13 protein-coding genes are annotated in these 21,136 nt (G+C 34.3%); 7 read left to right on the top strand and 6 right to left on the bottom strand.

The window, feature by feature from the left end; translation table 11 throughout:
- Positions 1 to 145: 145 nt before the first annotated feature.
- Positions 146 to 2,947, bottom strand: coding sequence for a GH92 family glycosyl hydrolase (locus J7E44_RS19125; protein ID WP_214832579.1), 2,802 nt, complete (start codon positions 2,945 to 2,947; stop codon positions 146 to 148).
- A gap of 93 nt (positions 2,948 to 3,040) precedes the next feature.
- Between J7E44_RS19125 and J7E44_RS19120 the strand changes: the two genes are divergently transcribed.
- Positions 3,041 to 5,383 carry an outer membrane beta-barrel family protein gene (locus J7E44_RS19120; protein ID WP_214832577.1) on the top strand — a complete coding sequence of 781 codons (2,343 nt, stop codon included), beginning with the start codon at positions 3,041 to 3,043 and terminating at the stop codon, positions 5,381 to 5,383.
- A gap of 14 nt (positions 5,384 to 5,397) precedes the next feature.
- Here the strand turns inward: J7E44_RS19120 and J7E44_RS19115 are convergent, their stop codons facing one another.
- On the bottom strand, positions 5,398 to 5,730 hold the full coding sequence (locus J7E44_RS19115) for a hypothetical protein (protein WP_251040626.1): 333 nt from the start codon (positions 5,728 to 5,730) through the stop codon (positions 5,398 to 5,400).
- Positions 5,731 to 6,015: 285 nt separating this feature from the next.
- Between J7E44_RS19115 and J7E44_RS19110 the strand changes: the two genes are divergently transcribed.
- The 5 genes from J7E44_RS19110 to J7E44_RS19090 all read left to right on the top strand — a co-directional run bounded on the left by J7E44_RS19110 (position 6,016) and on the right by J7E44_RS19090 (position 11,030).
- Complete coding sequence (locus J7E44_RS19110) at positions 6,016 to 7,125, top strand: Mrp/NBP35 family ATP-binding protein (RefSeq protein WP_214832575.1); 1,110 nt, start codon at positions 6,016 to 6,018, stop codon at positions 7,123 to 7,125.
- Positions 7,126 to 7,169: 44 nt separating this feature from the next.
- Positions 7,170 to 7,418, top strand: coding sequence for a NifU family protein (locus J7E44_RS19105; RefSeq protein WP_214832573.1), 249 nt, complete (start codon positions 7,170 to 7,172; stop codon positions 7,416 to 7,418).
- Between the two features lie 112 nt (positions 7,419 to 7,530).
- Complete coding sequence (locus J7E44_RS19100) at positions 7,531 to 8,097, top strand: NfeD family protein (protein ID WP_214832571.1); 567 nt, start codon at positions 7,531 to 7,533, stop codon at positions 8,095 to 8,097.
- Between the two features lie 28 nt (positions 8,098 to 8,125).
- Positions 8,126 to 9,709: a flotillin family protein gene (locus tag J7E44_RS19095; RefSeq protein ID WP_214832569.1), complete on the top strand. Its 1,584-nt coding sequence runs from the start codon at positions 8,126 to 8,128 to the stop codon at positions 9,707 to 9,709.
- A 706-nt stretch (positions 9,710 to 10,415) separates the two neighbouring features.
- Positions 10,416 to 11,030, top strand: a complete 615-nt coding sequence (locus tag J7E44_RS19090) for a response regulator transcription factor (RefSeq protein ID WP_214832567.1) — start codon at positions 10,416 to 10,418, stop codon at positions 11,028 to 11,030.
- Between the two features lie 70 nt (positions 11,031 to 11,100).
- Here the strand turns inward: J7E44_RS19090 and J7E44_RS19085 are convergent, their stop codons facing one another.
- From J7E44_RS19085 to ppk1, 4 genes are all read right to left on the bottom strand, one after another.
- Positions 11,101 to 14,142 (bottom strand): choice-of-anchor I family protein, encoded by a 3,042-nt coding sequence (locus tag J7E44_RS19085; protein ID WP_214832565.1) that lies wholly within the window; start codon positions 14,140 to 14,142, stop codon positions 11,101 to 11,103.
- A 274-nt stretch (positions 14,143 to 14,416) separates the two neighbouring features.
- Positions 14,417 to 15,076, bottom strand: coding sequence for an NAD-dependent epimerase/dehydratase family protein (locus J7E44_RS19080; protein WP_214832563.1), 660 nt, complete (start codon positions 15,074 to 15,076; stop codon positions 14,417 to 14,419).
- Positions 15,077 to 15,445: 369 nt separating this feature from the next.
- Complete coding sequence (locus J7E44_RS19075) at positions 15,446 to 16,330, bottom strand: Ppx/GppA phosphatase family protein (protein ID WP_214832562.1); 885 nt, start codon at positions 16,328 to 16,330, stop codon at positions 15,446 to 15,448.
- Positions 16,327 to 18,399 (bottom strand): polyphosphate kinase 1, encoded by a 2,073-nt coding sequence (gene ppk1, locus J7E44_RS19070; protein ID WP_214832560.1) that lies wholly within the window; start codon positions 18,397 to 18,399, stop codon positions 16,327 to 16,329. Before ppk1 ends, J7E44_RS19075 begins: the two co-directional genes overlap by 4 nt.
- A 622-nt stretch (positions 18,400 to 19,021) precedes the next feature.
- Between ppk1 and dnaK the strand changes: the two genes are divergently transcribed.
- Positions 19,022 to 20,917: a molecular chaperone DnaK gene (gene dnaK, locus J7E44_RS19065; protein WP_214832558.1), complete on the top strand. Its 1,896-nt coding sequence runs from the start codon at positions 19,022 to 19,024 to the stop codon at positions 20,915 to 20,917.
- Positions 20,918 to 21,136: the final 219 nt, after the last annotated feature.

Genomic DNA, 21,136 nt, shown 5'->3' with positions numbered 1-21,136 from the left:
AATAAAGCGTAAAGACAATGAAGAATCTCTATAGTAACTACTAAACATAATACAACACATTAGGAGATTTCTCCTGTGCTCAAAATGACATAAAAACCCGCCTTTGATTTGAAGGCGGGTTTTATTTAATTAAAATGTGGAAGAATTATTTTATAGAAATTTCATCCACAAATAGATAAGAGTCACCACCCGCGCCCTGATGCCATTCCGGAAGTTTTCCAAAATGATGGGCTTTTACTTTTATATAACGGGCTTCAGTGGGTAAAATATCTGCTGTAAAATCTTTGACCTGAACTTTTTCATCTTTAGGATCAATAGTATTATCAATGGTTTTAAGGAGAATAAAATCTTTACCATTCATAGAAGCATAATACTCAACCTTTTTAGGCATTAAGATCCAGGCTCTGCTATCCTGAAGATAGGTCGAAGATAAATTTTTGATCTTTTGTGGAGATTTAAAATCAAGGATGGCTTCAAAAGTCTGTCCCTGATAGCCTTGCCATTCACCTTTTCTCCAGTTTTCAACACCATTAATACCATCGATAAGGGCAAGTTTCCCACCTGCTGTATATTGAGGATTTACAGTCGAGTTTACGATAATATCCCAATGGTTAGGCCTTCTATTGTAATTCGCTGAGGTGATAGAACTTTTTTCACCATCCCTTTCGGTATAGGCAGAAACTTGAGTGGTTTTGTTAATGGTAAATGGACCTTTATAGGTCGTAAAAGTTTTTCTTACATTCTTATCATTTTCATCCATCGTCATATAGTATACCTTATCCTTTTCATTCAATGGGGTAATTTCCACTTTAGTAGAAAATTCAAAAAGCCTATCTGCTGTGATAACAGGTGATGCCGTTTGTTCCGTGTATTTAAAATCTTTTACAGGTTTTATATTTTCGAATCCCAGTCTTTTCAGCTCCTCTTTGCTTGTATTCTTGGTAATGGTTTTTGTGGTTCCATCTTCCAGATGAATTTTAATTTCATCAAAATAAGGAGTTACAGTTTCCCATTCCGGTTTCCCTGGAGTCACGGAATAAATACCTATGGAACTTAAGATATACCATGCACTCATTTGCCCGCAGTCTTCATTTCCAATCAATCCATCTGGAGTATTTTTATAGAAATTATCAAGGATATATTTGATCTTTTCTTCTGTTTTTTGCGGCTTGTCAACAAAGTTATACAGATAAGCGATATGATGGCTTGGTTCATTGCCCTGTGCATACTGTCCTATAAGTCCGGTAATGTCCACCTGTTCTCTTCCAGTTGTCGTATTAGGTGCAGCGAAAATAGCATCAATAAACTGTTCAAACTTTTCCTTCCCACCATGAGCCTGAATTAACCCCGGAATATCCTGTGGAACAAAATAAGAGTAATGCCATGAATTTCCTTCTGTATAATTGTTATTAACTTCTCTAGGCTCAAAAGGCTCATACCAGTTTCCGTTTTTTCGGGCCTGCATAAAGCCGTTTTTCGGATTGTAAAGATTCTTCCAATTCTGAGAACGTTTCATGAAATATTGATAGTCTTCTTTTTTATTTAAATTTTTTGCCATTTGAGCAATACACCAGTCATCATAAGCATATTCCAATGTTTTAGAAACACTTTCATGTTCATCGTCAATGCTGGTGTAGTTATTTTGTTTGTAGGCATTTAATCCAAAAATATCCAGCATAGCCGAATTTTTAGACGCTTCGAATGCTTTTTCATAATTAAAACCGGTAATTCCCTTCGCCATCGCATCTGCAATTACAGAAACAGAATGATATCCGATCATACATTCAGTTTCATTGGAAGCCAGTTCCCAGACAGGAAGTTTTCCACCCTGTTCATATTGTCTGATAAAAGTATTAATGAAATCAGAAGTTCTTTTTCTATCAATTAAGGTCATTAAAGGATGTGCTCCTCTGAAGGTATCCCAAAGTGAAAAGACAGAGTAGTAATCAAAGTTTTTAGTTGTATAAAATTTATTATCCCGCCCTCTGTATTTTCCATCAACATCCATATTGATGTTTGGCTGCGTAAAAACATGATACATTGCAGTATAGAAAATACTTAGTTTGTTTTTATCTTCCGACTTCACTTCAATTTTCGAAAGTTCCTTATCCCAATCCCTTTTTGCCTGTTCCTTTATCGTCTCAAAGTCATTGGATTTTCCCTCAGCCAACATGTTTTTTGCAGCACCTTCATAACCCGTCGGGGAAAGGGATACTTTTACATAGATCTTTTCTCCTTTTTTAACAGCTGTTGAAAATGCCAAAGCTAACTTTGTTCCTGTATAAAGATTATTTTCCTGCTTTCCATTCGTTTCTATTTTTGAAATTTTCATCGGTTTTGAAAACTCAATTCTGGCATATATATATTGATTGGTAGCCCAGGCTTCACTCCTTCTGAAAACTTCAATGGTTTTGTCATCAATGACTCTTACTTCACCTTCAAGAAGTTTATCCCTATGATTTAGGTCTAAGATAATGTTGGCATTTCCAACATTATTAAAGATATATTCGTGATATCCGACTCTTTTAGTAGTGGTTAAACGGACATCAATATTATTTTTATCCAGTTTTACGGCATAAAATCCTGCCGTAGCTTTTTCATTTTTATGAGAGAATTTTGAAGAATAGTCTTTGTTATTAAGACTTGGATTTCCCATAGTAGGCATCAGCATAATATCACCATAATCTGAAACTCCGGTACCATTAAGATGGGTATGAGAAAAACCATAGATTACTGAATCAGAATAATGATAACCACTACATCCATCCCAACTGCCATCTACTCTTGTGTCAGGTGAAAGCTGTACCATTCCAAAAGGAACAATAGCTCCGGGAAAGGTATGACCATGACCTCCGGTTCCTATAAATGGATTAACATGTTGAGAATAATTCTGGGAATAAATAATCTGAGCAATAAATAAAGAAAGAATAATGAAACTTTTTCTCATAAAATAATTTTATGCTAGCGAATATATTGAAAAATACACGAACTAAAATGTAATAAAGGGAAGATAAGACTTGTCCTAATAGAAACGATAACAATGAAAATATTTTTAGTTTCAGGATTGATATTATTTCCAATTTTTGCGATATCTCAAACTATAACAGGGAAAATCCATCAGGATAGAAATGAAGCATCATATATTGAAGTTATTGCTGTTAAAGATAAGTACAGACAAACAGCTATTTCAGATGAAAACGGAAATTATACATTAAAATTACCTGAAAACGGAGATTATAATATTAAACTTATTCAGGATGGAGCTGAGGTTTTGACTACCAGTATTGTTGTAACCATGGATACAAGAAGGGATTTTACAATTGAGAAAAGACAGGAGAAGCAGATTGAGAAAGTTAGTCTTACTGCCAGAAAAAAGCTTATTGAAAGAAAAGCAGATCGGTTGATTTATAATATATCTGCCTCTGTAGCTTCACAGGGAATGGATGGGATAGAAGCTCTTGGAAATACACCGTTGATCAAAGTGGATGAGAATTCAGGTATTTCTATGGCAGGAAAAAGCGGATTAGCAGTAATGATCAATGAAAGAATCTTAAATCTTTCCGGAAGTGAGCTTATCAATTATTTAAAAAGTTTAAGATCAGAAAATATTGAAAAGATAGAAATAATTACAGCGCCTCCGGCAAAATATGAAGCGCAGGGAAATAGTGGCTTGATTAATATTGTTCTAAAGAAAAATCAAAAACTTGGATGGAACGGAAGTTTAACTACCAGTTTAGTCCAGACAACTTATAAAGGTGTTTCTAATGCAGCCACGATTAATTATCAAAATGAAAGACTGCGTTCTTCACTTAAATTAAGGCAATATGATAATGAGAAAAGATCATATGAAAATTATAAAATTATTGGAGAGGATGGATTGGTAAGTTCAGATAAGAGAAGAGACTTTAGTGATGGGATAGGTGCCAATCTTAGTGTAGATTACCAAATTAATACGAAATCAAATACCGGATTTATTTATGATATTGGTTATGGTCATTCGAATATGGATATTTATAATACCTCAGATTATTTCCAAAATGGAAACTATACGAATACATTATTAACCTATGCAAAACACCGCTCAAAAAGTAACCAACAGACAATAAGTGCCTATTATGACCTTAAATTTGGAAAACAAGATAATAAGTTGAGCATTACAGGTAATTACTTTTCTAATATTCCAGAAAGTAATATCAATTTTACAACTACTGAGAACTCAGGAAGCAATTCCGTAGTGAGAACACCCTCTACTGTGGATTATAAAATCTATTCTGGACAAGCAGATCTCTCATTGCCTTATAAGTTTGCAAAAATAGAGAGCGGGGTGAAGTTTACCAATTTCGACAATAATTCTGATGTAGCCTATCAAAACCTGATCAATGGAAACTATATTACAGATCCTGGCAAAAGCAATATCTTTGAATATAACGAGAAAAATTATGCAGCTTATTTGAGCATGGAAAAAGAATTTAATGAAAAGTGGACAGCGAAAGCAGGTCTTCGATATGAATATTCTACTGTAAATGGGAATTCTGTAAATTCCAGTCAGACAACCAGCAATTCTTATGGTCAATTATTTCCGACCGCCTATGCTACCTATAAAAGCAATGAGAATAATACCTTTAGCATTAATTATTCAAAGAGGATCAACAGACCTGGGTTTAGAGCAATTAATCCCTATCGCTGGTACATTAATGTAAACTCATATTTTACAGGGAATCCTGTACTGAAGCCTTCGATCAACCATAATTTTGAATTGTCTTACATTTATAAAGGAAAATTATCAGCTACTGCCTATTTTCAAAGAATTTTAGGTGCATTTGGCCAATTGGTAAATCTGGAGGGAGAAAGCAGAATAAGTACTTTTGATAACTATTACAATCAAAACAGTGCAGGAATAACATTGAGTTATTCAGATACTTTTTTAAAATTATGGGAGGTTAATTATTCGGCAGATGTATCCTATATGAAAACACATGTTTTTGCAACAGACGCAGCATCTTCAAAGGGAAATGCTTATACAATGGATTTCCAGAATAACCTATCATTGAATAAAGCTAAAACCATACAGCTAATCCTAAACTACTGGTTACGTTTGCCTTCTAGTTTTGGAAATACCTACTCTTATTTTGTAGGAAACTTTACCTCAGGAATTAAACTCAATCTGATGGATAAGAATCTTCAAATGAACCTGGTAGTTTCAGACATTTTCAGGCAAGCAAAAAGCAATGGTGAGATATATTATACCAACTCAACCCATTTTTATGATAACTACTATGATGGAAGAAGACTTAATCTTTCATTAACTTATAATTTTGGAAACAAAAAAATAAAGGGAACAGATCGTAATATAAAGTTTGATGAAAAGAACAGAGTAAATTAAATCAGCATACTAATTTAAACCTCACCTTCAAACAGATGATCTAAATATTGCTGTTTGCTGTTTTCTTCTCTATCTGTCCCTAAGAGTTTTTTCCATGCCTGTGACTCATGATATACAATTCCCATTTCCCAGACACAATAAGTAGGTATATGATTGCTTTTTCTTTCCCAGATTTCAAACTTTCCTGAGCCATCATAATACACACTTTCCCATAATTCGTTTTCATTTCTCCAGGTGCAAACTAAGAGGAGGTAGTTTTCACCACATCTATGAAGAATAATAAACCCTAAATCATTTATATTCTGAAATTTTTCATCAGAATTTTCTATACATGCTTTGGCATTCATAATATCCTGAGTAGATATATTTTCAATATTCTCTGCCAGATTATACCATTTGAATCTTGTTTTTCCAACTTTAAAAGTATCTTGATGAGAGGCAGTTTTGGAAGGATATGAAGTTATTTTTGTGTCCGTTTTTCTGTGATTTAGGGATTGTTTTTTTTAGGTGGGTCTTTAAAAAAATTAATTAGGTATTTTTTGTGATGCGATTTATCACCTTGAGTTATAGATTTTATTCATTCTAAATTATAGAAAAATTACGTAAATTTGTAAACAATTTATAGCAATTTTATGTTGACGAAAGAAAAGGTTCAAGATTTCCTTAAAGAAATAGAAGTAGATGATTTAGTAAATAATATTCAGATTGTAGGGAATGATGTTTATATAGATATGACAGCTCATTCACCGGCAATGCATGAAAAGAAAAAATTAGAAGCTGCCATGAAGCAGGCTTTTGCAAGTGAGTTTGGAGAAGAGATTCATTTAAAGCTTAAAATTGTTTCTCCTGAACCTAGCGAAATTCAACAAAGCCAGATCAAAGGAAAACAAATTTCAGGAATTCAAAATATTATTGCGATTGCCTCAGGAAAAGGAGGAGTTGGTAAATCTACCGTTGCCGCAAATATGGCCGTTACTTTAGCTAAAATGGGCTTTAAAGTAGGTTTATTAGATGCTGATATTTATGGACCATCTGTTCCTACGATGTTTGATACTGAAGGGCAGAAGCCTATTTCTGTGGAGGTTAATGGAAAGAATCTAATGAAGCCTGTAGAAAACTATGGAGTGAAAATGCTTTCAATAGGTTATTTTTCCGGAGCTAATCAGGCAGTAGTCTGGAGAGGTCCTATGGCTTCTAAGGCATTAAATCAAATGATAAGAGATGCTGATTGGGGTGAACTGGACTTTTTATTAATTGATTTACCTCCGGGAACTGGTGATATCCACTTGTCAATTATTCAGGAAGTACCTGTAACGGGTGCCGTAATTGTAAGCACACCTCAACATGTTGCTCTGGCAGATGTAAGAAAAGGGATTGCCATGTTCCAGATGGAAAGCATAAATATTCCGGTTCTTGGATTAATCGAAAATATGGCGTATTTTACACCAGAAGAATTACCTGATAATAAATATTACATCTTTGGAAACCAGGGAGCACAATATTTAGCTGATGATTTGGGAATTCCGGTACTGGGAGAGATTCCGTTGATCCAAAGCATCAGGGAGGCAGGTGATGTTGGAAGACCAGCAGCATTACAGGAAAACTCTAAAATTGCAGAGATTTATACTGACACAGCACGTAAAATGGTAGAGAGTCTTGTTGAAAGAAATAAAAGTCTTCCACCTACTGAAGCTGTAAAAATTACAACAATGGCCGGATGCTCACCAAAGGCAAAAAAATAATATTTCAAATTAATTTTTGAAAAAACCGAATTGAACTGAAAAATATGGAAACAAACGTAGCACACGAAGATACTGTAACAAGAGTAATGGAGGCTTTAGAAAGTATTCGTCCGTTTTTAAATAAAGACGGCGGGGATATTGAGCTTATTGATGTGAAAGATAGCTCAGTTTATGTAAAACTTTTAGGAAACTGTTCCGGGTGTTCTTTGAACTTTTCAACCCTGAAGCTGGGCGTTGAAAATACAATTAAACAACACGCTCCGGAAATCGAAAAGGTAATAAGCGTAGAGTAAAAGAAAGTTTATAGATATTAAGAGACAGGTTTTTTAAGCCTGTCTTTTTTTATTGCTCTCCTTTTCGGAATTATAAGGTAGTTTTTGTTATATTTGTGAAAAGCACATACTTATGTTTGGATTTTTAGAAAATTTAGAACCTCTTAATCAAGGCTTTTGGTATATTGCTTTGGCTGCCAGTTTAATATTTTTATTTCAAACGATCCTTACTTTTATAGGTGGTCATTCTGATGGTCTTCATACAGATTTTACAGGTGATGCTGGTCATGGTGATACCCCTTTTCAGTTATTCTCTTTCAGAAATTTAATTAATTTTCTCCTGGGATTCGGATGGGGTGGTGTAGCATTCTACAATTCAATAGGTAGTAAGGCATTGTTATTTGTGGTAGCGATCCTTATTGGAACAGGGTTTTTATTTATATTTTTTATTCTTATTCTTCAAATTTTAAAATTAACAGAAGACAATACTTTTAAGATGGAAAATCTTATTGGAAAAACCGGTGAGGTCTATCTTACTATTCCAGCCAATATGAGTGGCAAAGGAAAGATTTTGATTTCTGTAAATGGAGCCAATCATGAACTTCAGGCTATGACAGAAGCAGAGGAAAGTATCCCTTCAAGTCATTCGGTAAGGGTGATATATATCTACGATAAAATTCTTGTCGTTTCGAAAGTCTAATTAATTATCAATATTTTACAAACTATATATGGAAATTCCCGGAACTCTTATTCTCACAGTTGTAATAGTCGTTGTGCTATTCGTTACATTCCTAGCACTTATTTCGCGATACAAAAGATGTCCTTCAGATAAAATCTTAGTAATTTATGGTAAAACAGGTGGAAGTTCTGCAAAATGTATTCATGGCGGAGGTGCTTTTGTTTGGCCGGTAATTCAGGATTTTGCTTATTTGGATCTGAAGCCAATTTCTATTGAAGCTAATCTTACCAATGCACTTTCACGTCAGAACATCAGGGTGGATGTGCCATGTCGTTTTACGATTGCTATTTCTACGGAACCTGATTCCATGGGAAATGCAGCAGAACGTTTATTAGGTCTTTCCCCGGAGCAAATTCAGGAGCTTTCTAAAGATATACTGTTCGGTCAGTTACGTTTGGTTATTGCAACAATGACCATTGAAGAAATTAACTCAGACAGAGATAAATTCTTAGATAATATTTCGAAAAACGTTGATACCGAATTAAAGAAGATTGGTTTAAAATTAATCAACGTAAACGTTACGGATATCAGGGATGAATCCGGATATATTGAAGCTTTAGGTAAAGAAGCTGCTGCTAAAGCGATCAATGAGGCGATTATTAGTGTTGCAGAGCAGACTAAAATCGGAGAAACAGGAAAAGCGATTGCTGATCGTGAAAAAGACACTCAGATTGCCGAAACGCAGAGAGATCGTGATGTGAAAATTGCCATCACCCAAAAAGACAGAGAAGTAAGTATTGCAGCAGCAGGAAAGGATGAAGCAATCGGAAAGGCAGAAGCAGCAAAAGAAGCACGTATTGCAACTTCCTTAGCCAACTCTATCGCTGTAAAAGGAGAAAACGAAGCAAAAATTACCATTGCAAACTCTGATGCCGAAAGAAGAGAAAAAGAAGCTGAAGCGCTGAGAATTGCTACTGCAGCCGAGAAAGTTCAGGCCGCAAGATCATTGGAGGAATCTTATCTTGCCGAACAGAAAGCCGAAACAGCCAGGGCTGAAAGAGAACGTTCTACCCAACAGGCGAATATTGTCGTTCATGCAGAAATTGCAAAGCAAAAGGCAATCATTGATGCACAGGCAGAAGCTGAGAAAATAAGAGTTCAGGCAAAAGGTGAGGCAGACGCTATTTTTGCTAAAATGGAAGCTGAAGCAAAAGGTCTCTACGAGATTCTGACAAAGCAAGCTGAAGGTTACGACAAAATAATACAGGCAGCTGGTGGTGATACGAACAGTGCATTCCAGTTATTGTTAATTGAAAAACTTCCTGAATTGGTTAAAACCCAGGTGGAAGCTGTTAAGAATATTAAGATCGATAAGATTACAGTATGGGATAGCGGAAATGATAAAGATGGAAATACTTCCACAGCTAACTTTGTTTCAGGAATGATGAAATCAGTTCCCCCATTGAATGATTTATTTAATATGGCGGGATTAAATTTACCGGATTATCTAAAAGGAAAACCGGAAGAGGTTCAAAAGGAGATTGTTAAGATCATTGAGAAGAAAGAAAAGAAGAATTTTGATGATATGACTTTGGGAAATGAAGCTCCAAAAGATGATTCTTCAAAGGGTTAAAAATGAAGTCCATATATCTATATATTTAAATATTTATATTCAATTTCCAATTTTATTAATTTATTCAATTATAATAATATAATATGTTTAAAGACAGGTTTTTAGAACCTGTCTTTTTTTTGTGATCTTTACTCAAGAATATGTGATTAATAATTAGAATTAATATTAAATTCATATAGAAATAATTCTATGTTTTTGTGAGTTTTATTAATGTTACTTTTGTAAAAAATTTATTTACAACACTATATGAGGCTTTTCTTACTCCGGCTATGCTTTTTATTTTCCTATTTTGATGTGCAGTACTTTTCAATTTGGTCTCAATCAACCAATGAAACGATATATAAGAGACAAAAAAGTATTACAGGAAATAATTATGGCTTAATATGGCTTGTGAATATAAATGCAATTTCCATGACTACGATTGTATATTAATTGAGACTAAACCAAAATTGATCGTTACTAGGATTATAAATGCGAGACAACTGGGAGTCATTAAAATTGACAATTCAGGATATAGGTTTCTTCGAAACAAATAGATGGTAGTAAAAATTATATGTAAAACCTTATTATAAAGAAATTTCTTTGAAAAAAGATAGTATCGGCCTACATGTTGTATTGCATTTCGTGCTAAAAATCGGAAGAGGAAATGCTTTCCAAAAGAATAAGAAAAATTCCTTTTGGAAGTTATGATCAAAAACTTAGAACTATGAAAAAAATACTCATTGCGGATGACCATTATATTGTGAGAACGGGTACTGCGCTGCTTTTAGAATCAAAACTTCAATATCCCTGTGTAATAGATTTTGCCGAAAATTATACAGAAACCAAAGAAAAAGTTTCTAAAAAAAAATATGATCTGGTAATCCTTGATACTGATATGCCTGATAGCATTTATAAGGCAATGGTAAAAGAGCTTAAAAAGAAAAAGGATGATCTTAAAATCATGATATTTTCCATCTATGATGAAAGTGTAGGTATTCAGTATATTGAAGAAGGAGCAGAAGGGTTCCTTAATAAAGGGGCTTCAGAATCTGAAATACTGAGAGGGATTACCGCTATATTTGAAGAAGGGTATTATTATCCTTCAAAAATGGTGAATAAGCTTTTAAACCACTCCAAAGATAGTCGTACTGTAGAAAAGCTTTCTAAAAGAGAGTTTCAGATATTTAAACTTTTAGCAGAAGGAAACGGAAATATAGAAATAGCTAATATTCTGGATCTTAAAATGTCTACGATCAGTACCTACAAAAAGAAAATTTTTGATAAACTAAAGGTTAAAAATGTTGTTGATCTCGTTCGTATTTACGATGATATGCATTAAATAATTTAAGCCTATAACAAAAGAGCTTCAGACATTGTCCGAAGCTCTTTGCTCAACTAAATAATATATTCTACTTTACAATTAATCTCTTAATTGTACCATCTGAAGTTTTAACCAGATATACTCCTGTAGAAAGTCTGGAAGTATCAATTGTTAAAGCATTTTTTTCTTTTCCAATTAGCTTTCCTGACATATCATACAATTCATAATCCTGGGCTCTGTTAAAATACAAAGTATTTCCTTTTGCAACTGGATTAGGGAAAATATTGAAAGTTGCTTTTTCAGCCTTTATTTCCCCTGTTCCTAATGTCGGCGACTGTGCCACTTCATACATTGATAGGGTACCACTGATCTCATTGGCGATCACTACATATCCTTTTCCTGTTGTTGTATTTTGAGGAGCTATATAAATAATGCCTTCCGGACCATTATCACCTCCATAAGCGGATGTAGAACGAGAGTTCTTGTAGTCAGTAAATGTTACGTTATTAGGATCCGTAATATTGTAAACCATGACACCTCCTGTTCTTTCCAAAGTGATGAAAGCAAAAGTCTGCCCGTTGATAGTTCCTAAAGCGACGCCCTCGGGTTCAGGACCCTTTGCGCGGCTCCTGTTTTTAGCACCGTTTGCTTCATTATCAGCATTGAAAATTAATGGATGATTGGCAGCAATATACCTTTCAAATCGGTCACCACTATCATAGGCAATCTGTTTTGTGTCGGCATTAAAGATAGAGAATGAACGAGCTCCCATTGCATTGATTTCCTCATATTCAGCATCTCCGTCTGTATTTCCATTTACCGATGTTACTCTGAATCTACCTAAGTTATGGGAAGCTTTTAATACAGATGAATTAGGGAAAACTGCCGCATCCAAAGCATAGCCATTAGCTCCTACTGTAGTTCTTTCACTAAACCCAGAAAGGTCTTTTTCATCACCTTCATTAGCCGTTACAATGTAATTGGTACCACCCACTTTGTAGTTTTGTACTGCATCCGGAGTATAGAACGTTTTTACCGGCCAGTTGGCAATTAATACTTCACCATTATTATCTGAAGCATCGAATCCGTTGCCAGGTAAGCTCATATCTTTTTTACCCAGACCCCAAATGCTTGTTATGGTTTTTGTCGCAAGATTTATCTCAGCGATAGCATTATTCTCCTGAAGAGTAACCCATGCTTTTTGACTGTCTGAGCTTACAGTAACATATTCAGGCTCTAAATCCTGAGCTAGTGTACTCGTAGATTTTACTTTTCTAAGACCTGTTGCTATAAGAGCAGCTTCTTGAGAATTAAAATTGGTGAAATTAAGCGTAGTAACATTCGTTTGGGTAACATTATTAACTCCGCCAGAAATATCAATAATACTTATAGAACCTTCCGGATCTACAGTATAAGCATCATTAGGTTCTCCTTCATTTGCTGTGATTACTTTTGTACCATCCGGAGTGAACGTGATCATATCAGGCAAGGCACCTACGGTTACCTGCTTAAGGAAGTTTCCATTGATATCAAAGAAAATTACAGAACCGTTTTGTTGTGGATTAGCATTAGGAGAGGAAACAGCTAAAATCCCATTTTTTACAGCGATACTTGTAATTCCTCCGTAAGGAGCCATATTTACTGTTTTAATAACTACTGGTGTGATTGGATTAGTAAAATCAATGATATCAAAAACATCTGTTAAGGAACTGATCGTAAATAATCTCTGCGTGGCAGGATCATGAACAACAATTTCTGTAGAACTATTGTTATTACCTGAAGGATCAAAACTTCCGATATAGTTCAGCTGAATCTGATTAGAAGGAACCGGAGCAGCTTTGTCATTGTCTACAATATATATTGTTGCCGAATTATCTCCCGTTATGGTTGCCCCTACAGGGTTCTCAAGACTTACGACAAAGTATTCAGCCTGTTGCTCTTCCAGTGTATCATCAATAATTGGAATATTCACCGTATAACTGGTTGTTGACGGTGTGATATTGATGGTCTGATTGCTTAATGTAAAATCATTGCTTCCCGCTGTACTGAAAGGAGCTGGTTTTACCACAAGATTTACAGTAGAATTTGAAGGATTGTTGATGTTGATCTTAAAGCTTAAGCTACCCGCATTCTCATTGACTTTTACAAAGTTTTTATCTAAAGAAATACTTGTACCTGCAGTGGTGAAAACGGTTGAAGTGGATGTAGTCACTGCATTATCACTTAAGTCTTCAACAGTATTAGGTTTTAATGCTAAATAATAAGTCTGATTTGGAAGTAAACCTGCAGTTGGGATCACCGTGATCTTATTATTACTGAACGTTGTTGTAAAAGGAACTTGTGTTCCTGAAGCACTTCCCAGACGGAATTCAACAAGATTTTGTGCATTAATATCGTTGACTGTAGAATTATCGATCAATCTTATATTTTCATTAAAAGAGATACTTGGGTTAACAGTTGTGGAAGCATTATTGGTATCGTTTGCCGGAAGATATGCTACAGAGGGTGGAGTAGTGTCTGCACCACCTGCAGCCGTTGCATCAACAGTGAAGTTATCAAAACGGTTGTTACCTACATTTCCTCCCGCTCCTGTTGAAAATTCAACTTTTAATTTGAAATTTGGATTATTGGCAACTCCAGCGATACTTGAAAAATCAAAACTAATCAGCTGTGGATTTCCATCTTGTGGATTCACTGTTTGATAGGGTGTAAAAGTAGTCCCGTCAAGTGAATAGAACCAGGATTGTGCCCCTGCTCCTGAACCTGATCTTCTCGTTGTAAATTTTACAACCACGTTATTGTATCCTGTTGTTGGTAAAGAAAATTGAAGTCCACCACCAATTGGATTATTAAATCTTAAATGGGTTCCGGCAGGATCATTATTTCGGGTATTTAAATTATCGACATTGAAATTTTGTCCGGTTCCACTCGCAAAATCAATAATACTTGTTCCACCTGCAATGGCAACGAGGGAAGAACCATTTATTAAAGAAGAAGTGGGAGCGGTAATGGAAGTTTCTGAAGTATTGTTATTGAAATTCCAATAATGGATCAATGATTGTCCAAAAATACTGCCTTGAAATAAAACAGCGATAGGAAGGAAACCTCTTAAAAGGTAGTTATTTGTCATTTTTACTTTAAATTTTGATTAATGCAAAAATGGACTTTATCCTTTGTAAATATTTTAATGGAATCTTAAGAAATGATTAATAATGTGTAATAATATAAATTTTGTTCATACTTAATCAGATTCTAAAGCTATTTTTGGTTCTTTCCTTTTTGTATCCAATGTTTTTCTGCTGATACTTTTTCTAATGGATGTTTCTGAGTATATAAAAACCCTGAAATTGCAGTTAAAACAAGTAATATAAAAATAACAAGGATTATTCTTTTTAGCATTTCTCTCATATTGCAAGTTTTTTAATGTCTCTGATTTCTATAACTGATGTCGGATATCCCTTCTTAACAACATTGATCATAGCTTTTCCTACCTCATGCAATGTTAAAGATTTCGAAGGTAATAGAATAGGAAAGAGCCAGATAAAAGGTTTAAAAAACCACTTTACGTTCACTTGCCCATCTACAGGTTTCATAAAGCCTGGACGGAAATTATAAGATCCTTTGAAACCTAATTTTTTCAAAGAGTTTTCAGTTCTCCCTTTTACTCTTGCCCACATAGTCTTTCCACTTTCCGTACTATCAGTGTGTGAACCGGAAACATAATTAAAAACCATATCTGGATTTTGATCCAATACAGCCTTGGCAAAATGAAGGGTCGTTTCGTAAGTTATTTTAGTGTAATCTTCTTCGTTCATTCCTATACTGCTGATCCCAGCGCAGAAAAAACAGGCATCATAACCTTTCAGGTTTTCATCATTTGAATTGATGCTCAAAAAATCAGAAATAATATACTCTTTTAATTTAGCATGTTTTTTTCCTGAAGGTTTTCTACTGACACTTAAAACTTCTGAAACAGAAGGGTTTTCAAGGCATTCCATTAGAACACCTTCTCCTACCATTCCTGTAGCTCCTGTGATGATTATTTTGATTGGATTTGAACTCATGTTATTTCGATTATACTTTTATAACGATTGGGCACTTAAATTTACTTTAAAAAAAATTAAATTCTTAAAATATTTTTAAACACTTTCGTTTGTTTTAGCTGTGCCTAAAAGGTAAGTGTCTTGTATACCTATAATTTAAGCAGTTTTTATTGAAAGCGAATATTTTAAACATATTGTCATTTTAAGTAAATTTTAATAAAAAAGCATGGAAAAAACGTGGTAATAAAGTTTGCTTGAGGTCTATTTGTTTTCTACGGTATAACCAAATAACTATGCTAAGAATAAAAATTTATGAAAATGAGTTAAGAAAATAAAAAAACCAGTTGCAATGACAACTGGTTTTACGATATGCTTACAAATTAAATGTAATTATTTTTTCTCATGTAACTGACTGTAAATATTGTGAATAAGACCATCAGCAACAGAGATTTTTGGAACAAAGATCCTGTTGATATCAGACCACAACATTACATTATTGAAAATCTTTAAAGCATGAACTAAAACGTCCGCTCTATCCTCCCTCAAATTATGTTTTGTCATTCTTTCATCCACACTCAATTCATCAAACTCTTTATGCACCTTCTTCAAATGCGATAAAGTCATGGGTTTTCCGTCCTTTGTTTTGCTCATAGAGAAAACCTTATTAATGTTTCCTCCTGATCCAATTGCAACGATTGGTTTTTTGCTTATAATATTTTTCTTTACCTCCTGCTTCATTTCATACCAATTGTCGGCAGTTACGAAATTATTCAGAAGACGTATTGTTCCGATATTGAAAGATTTTTCATAAACCATTTTATCATTCTCATAAAAGGTAAGCTCTGTAGAACCTCCGCCAACATCAATATATAAATATGCAAAATCTTTATCTAAACCTTCTGCAACATGATTTTCATAAATTAATGTAGCTTCCTCATCTCCAGAAATAATTTCAATATTAATTCCAGAAGTTTCCTTTACCTGCTGAATGATTTCCTGTCCGTTTTTAGCATCACGCATAGCACTGGTAGCACAAGCTCTATAATGATCTACCTTATAGATCTTCATCAAATCACTGAAAATTCTCATTGAGTCAATGACCATTTTCTCCCTTTCCTTACCAATTTCTCCATGAGTAAACACATCCATTCCTAATCTCAGAGGAATTCTCAGAAGATTAAGCTTTATAAATTCGGGGTGTTTATTGGTGATTTTTACTTCATTAATTAAAAGTCTCGCTGCATTACTTCCTATATCTATCGCTGCAATCTTCATTTGATATTTGTTTTAGCTTTTAAATATTTATATGTTTCAATTTGAGAACGACATTCCTGTTTGTCATTTCTCACATATTCGTTGCCTAGCCTTTTATCTAAAATTCTAGCTTTTACATTATCTCTTAGCTGTATATCAAGAATGTCTTTCAGCTCCTTTTTCAGATCTTTGTCTGTGATTTTAGCTGCAGCCTCAATCCTGTAATCGAGATTTCTTGTCATCCAGTCTGCGGAAGAAATATACATATCTTCAACGCCTTTATTATAAAAGTACATCACTCTTGCGTGTTCCAGGTATTCATCAACAATACTTATACCCTTTATTTTTTCTTTAAATTCTTTTTGGTTAACAACGCAGTAGATCCCTCTTACAATTGTTTTTACCGTAACCCCCGCCAATGCAGCATCATAGAGTTTTGTAATTAAAGCACGATCACTTACTGAATTTGCCTTAATGATAATTTCAGCTTTTCTTCCGGCTCGGGCTTCATCGATTTCCTTGTCGATATGATGTACAATCTTTTCACGCATGAACTGTGGACAAACCACAAGATTTTTGCACGTTTTCAAAACAGAGATATAATCTTCCTTAGGCTTTTTAAGAACATTAAAGACTTTATTGATATCTGCCATAACGCCTCTGTCTGCCGTCATCAAGAGATGGTCACCATAAATTCTTGCTGTTTTTTCATTAAAATTACCGGTACTTATAAAGCCATATTGAATGGTTTTATTATGAGCCCTCTTTTTAATGACACAAAGCTTTGCATGAACTTTTTTATCAGGAATTCCTACCAAAACATTTATGCCTTCAGGTTCCAGCATTTCTTTCCATTCAAGATTCGATTCTTCATCAAACCTTGCCTGAAGTTCAAGCATGACTGTTACTTCTTTGCCATTTCTTGCTGCGTAGATAAGTGCATTGATTATTTTCGAACTGCTGGCTAAACGATAGGCAGTGATCTGTATTGATTTTACATCAGGATCCATTGCCGCTTCACGAAGAAGATCGATAACTGGATTATATTTATGATAAGGGAAACTGAGAAGTACATCTTTTTTTAATATAACATCCGTTACTCTTTCGCCATGTTCAAAAGCCTGGTGTGTAAAAGAAGTTCTTTCCAAAGGTCTTGTGTAAGTTGCAAAAACATCAGGGAAATCCATGAAATGTTTGAAATTATGAATTTTTCCTCCGGGAATGATACTGTCTTTTTTTGTCAGGTTAAGTTTGCGGATAAGCAATTCCAATAATGCCTTATCCATATCTTTATCAAAAACGAATCTTGTAGGTTTTCCTTTTCTACGGTTTTTTAGACCTTTTTCTATTTTTTCAGCGAAGTTGGTTTTGATATCATTATCCAAATCCATTTCTGCATCTTTTGTTACTTTAAAGGCATTGGCAGCGAATTCATCATAACCGAAGTATGAAAAAATATGTGGTAAATTAAAGGTAATTACATCTTCTAGAAGCATTACATTTTTTTCCTCAGGATCTTCTGTTGGCAGAAGAACAAATCTTCCCACAAAACGGGAAGGGATTTCTATAATGGCATAATTACTCTGATACTGCCAGTCTTTTTTTCTCATGGCAACCCCAAGATAGAGACTTTTATCTCTTAAGTAAGGCATTGATGTATTTTCGTGAAGAAGGATAGGAATTACATTGGATTCTACCACTTCATCAAAGTATTTTCTGACAAACTCTTTTTGTAAAACAGTTAGGTTTCTTGCGTTTTTAATCGAAACCTTATGATCAGCCATTTCACCCTGGATCTTTTTCCAGGTTTTATCGAAATTCTGCTGTTGACTTATTACAATTTCATTGATTCGCTGTAAGATCTTGGAAGGTGGCTGATAGAAAGATTCAGCGATTACCTTTTCTTTAAAATCCATGGCGCGCTTTAATCCGGCAACACGTACTCTGAAAAATTCATCTAAATTATTGGAGAAAATTCCCAGAAAACGTATTCTTAAATGCAATGGTACATTCTCGTCCATTGCTTCCTGTAAAACCCTTTCGTTAAAAGCCAGCCAGGTAATATCTCTCGGATTAAAGTGTATTGACATATTTATATAAAAAATTTATCAAAAATAAGGATTAAAACATATTTAATGTTGATAAACAAGATTAAACTTTGATTAATAATTTTGAATGGGAACATCTACATGACCTTCACTAATAAGAGATCGAATTATTTTGTTCCAGTATGAGTCACCTACCCATAATCAGTGTGCAAGGACAATACTGACTTTCTTCACTAAGATATGTTTTTTTAAGATTCGGTCATCTATTTATTATTGATTTTTCAAGTTAAATTTACTTGTTGCCTTTAACCCTAACTATACAAATTACACATCGACTAATTCGATATGATATTTTATACCATGTAAAGATGTATTATTTTATTTTTCTCAGATCTGTTTATGAAAATCTTCATTCTTAGTTTTTAGTGAATGGTAAATTAAACATGAAGGTTTGTCATAAAGAATGATAAAAAGATTCAAAGATGAATTATTTTATAATCCACTGAAAAATAATGAAATATTTTGAATTGATGGCTTCATGAAACCTTGGGTAAATCAAGTCTTTTTACTTATTATGTCAATTTGTCATATAAATTTGAATGGTACGAATATTGAGAAATGTAGAGTGTAAATCAAATTAAAAATTAGAAAAAATAAAAATATTATGAGTAAAATAATTGGAATTGACTTAGGAACGACCAACTCTTGTGTTGCTGTAATGGAGGGTAAAGACCCTGTTGTTATTCCTAATGCAGAAGGTAAAAGAACGACTCCTTCTATTGTAGCATTTACAGAAGATGGTGAAAGAAAAGTAGGAGATCCTGCAAAAAGACAGGCTGTAACGAATCCAAAAAAGACAGTATATTCTATCAAAAGATTTATTGGAACTCATTTTAAAGATGATGCAAGTGAAATTTCAAGAGTACCTTATGAAGTTGTAAAAGGTCCGAATGACACTGTAAAAGTTAAAATTGACGATAGAGAATATACACCACAGGAAATTTCTGCAATGACACTTCAGAAAATGAAGAAGACTGCTGAAGATTATCTTGGACAAGAAGTAACAAGAGCAGTAATTACTGTACCTGCTTATTTTAATGATGCACAAAGACAAGCTACTAAAGAAGCTGGAGAAATCGCAGGTCTTAAAGTAGAAAGAATTATCAACGAACCTACGGCTGCAGCGTTAGCGTATGGTATGGATAAAAATCACAAAGATCAGAAAATTGCTGTTTATGACCTTGGTGGTGGTACTTTCGACGTTTCTATCCTTGATTTAGGAGACGGTGTATTTGAAGTATTATCTACTAATGGAGATACACACCTAGGTGGTGATGACTTTGATGATGTTATTATCAATTGGATGGCAGATGAATTTAAAGCTGAAGAAGGAGTAGATTTAAAATCTGATGCTATTGCATTACAAAGATTGAAAGAAGCTGCTGAAAAAGCTAAGATTGAATTATCTTCTTCTCCACAAACTGAAATCAACTTACCCTATATTACGGCTACAGCTACAGGTCCTAAACACTTAGTGAAGACTTTAACAAAAGCTAAATTTGAGCAGTTATCTGCTGACTTGGTAAGAAGATCTATGGAGCCTTGTAAAAAAGCATTAGCTGATGCAGGTTTATCTATTTCTGAAATCGACGAAGTGATCTTGGTTGGTGGTTCTACAAGAATCCCTATTATCCAGGAAGAAGTTGAGAAATTCTTCGGTAAAAAACCATCTAAAGGAGTTAACCCGGATGAGGTTGTAGCGATCGGTGCAGCAATCCAAGGGGGAGTTTTAACAGGAGATGTAAAAGATGTATTACTTCTTGATGTTACACCACTTTCTTTAGGTATTGAAACAATGGGTTCTGTATTTACTAAATTAATTGAAGCGAATACAACAATCCCAACTAAAAAGTCTGAAACATTCTCTACTGCTTCTGATAATCAACCAGCAGTAAGCATTAGAGTAGGACAAGGGGAAAGACCTATGTTCAACGATAACAAAGAGATCGGTAGATTCGACTTGGCAGACATTCCACCAGCACCAAGAGGAGTTCCTCAAATTGAAGTAACTTTCGATATTGATGCGAATGGTATTCTTAGCGTTTCTGCTAAAGATAAAGGAACTGGTAAAGAACAAACGATCAAAATTCAGGCATCTTCAGGTCTTTCTGATGAAGAAATCGAAAGAATGAAAAAAGAAGCTCAGGAAAACTCTGCAGCAGATGCTAAGAAAAAAGAAGAAGTTGAAATCTTCAATAAAGCAGACGGATTAATCTTCCAGACTGAAAAACAATTGAAAGAGTTTGGTGATAAATTATCTGCTGATAAAAGAGCAGCTGTAGAATCTGCAGCAGCTGAATTGAAAACAGCATTCGAATCTAAAAATTCTGATGATACAAAAGCTAAAACAGAAGCTTTAGATGCAGCTTGGATGGCAGCTTCAGAAGAAATGTATGCAGCAGGACAGCAAGCTCAAGGAGCTGATGCAGGTGCTCAAAATCCTGGTGGAAACGCAGGAAGTGAAGATGTGCAGGATGCAGACTTCGAAGAAGTCAAGTAAGTAACAATTATCATCGATTAATATCGATTGAAATAAATTAGCAAATCGCTGTAAACGTAATGTTTACAGCGATTTTTTTATTTTTACATTTTTCAATAATAGTTGATTTTTAATCGATTTTTATTGTAATTTTGTATCTTACTTGTACCGAGCGCTATTTAAATAGTATGTGCGTCTTATGCGCCTTGATAGTAAAAAAAAGTCAAAAAACAGAGAATG

Origin of the sequence: Chryseobacterium sp. ISL-6 (assembly GCF_018613715.1) — a bacterium.
GTDB lineage: Bacteria > Bacteroidota > Bacteroidia > Flavobacteriales > Weeksellaceae > Chryseobacterium > Chryseobacterium paludis.
This window is presented reverse-complemented; position numbering and strand designations above follow the sequence as displayed.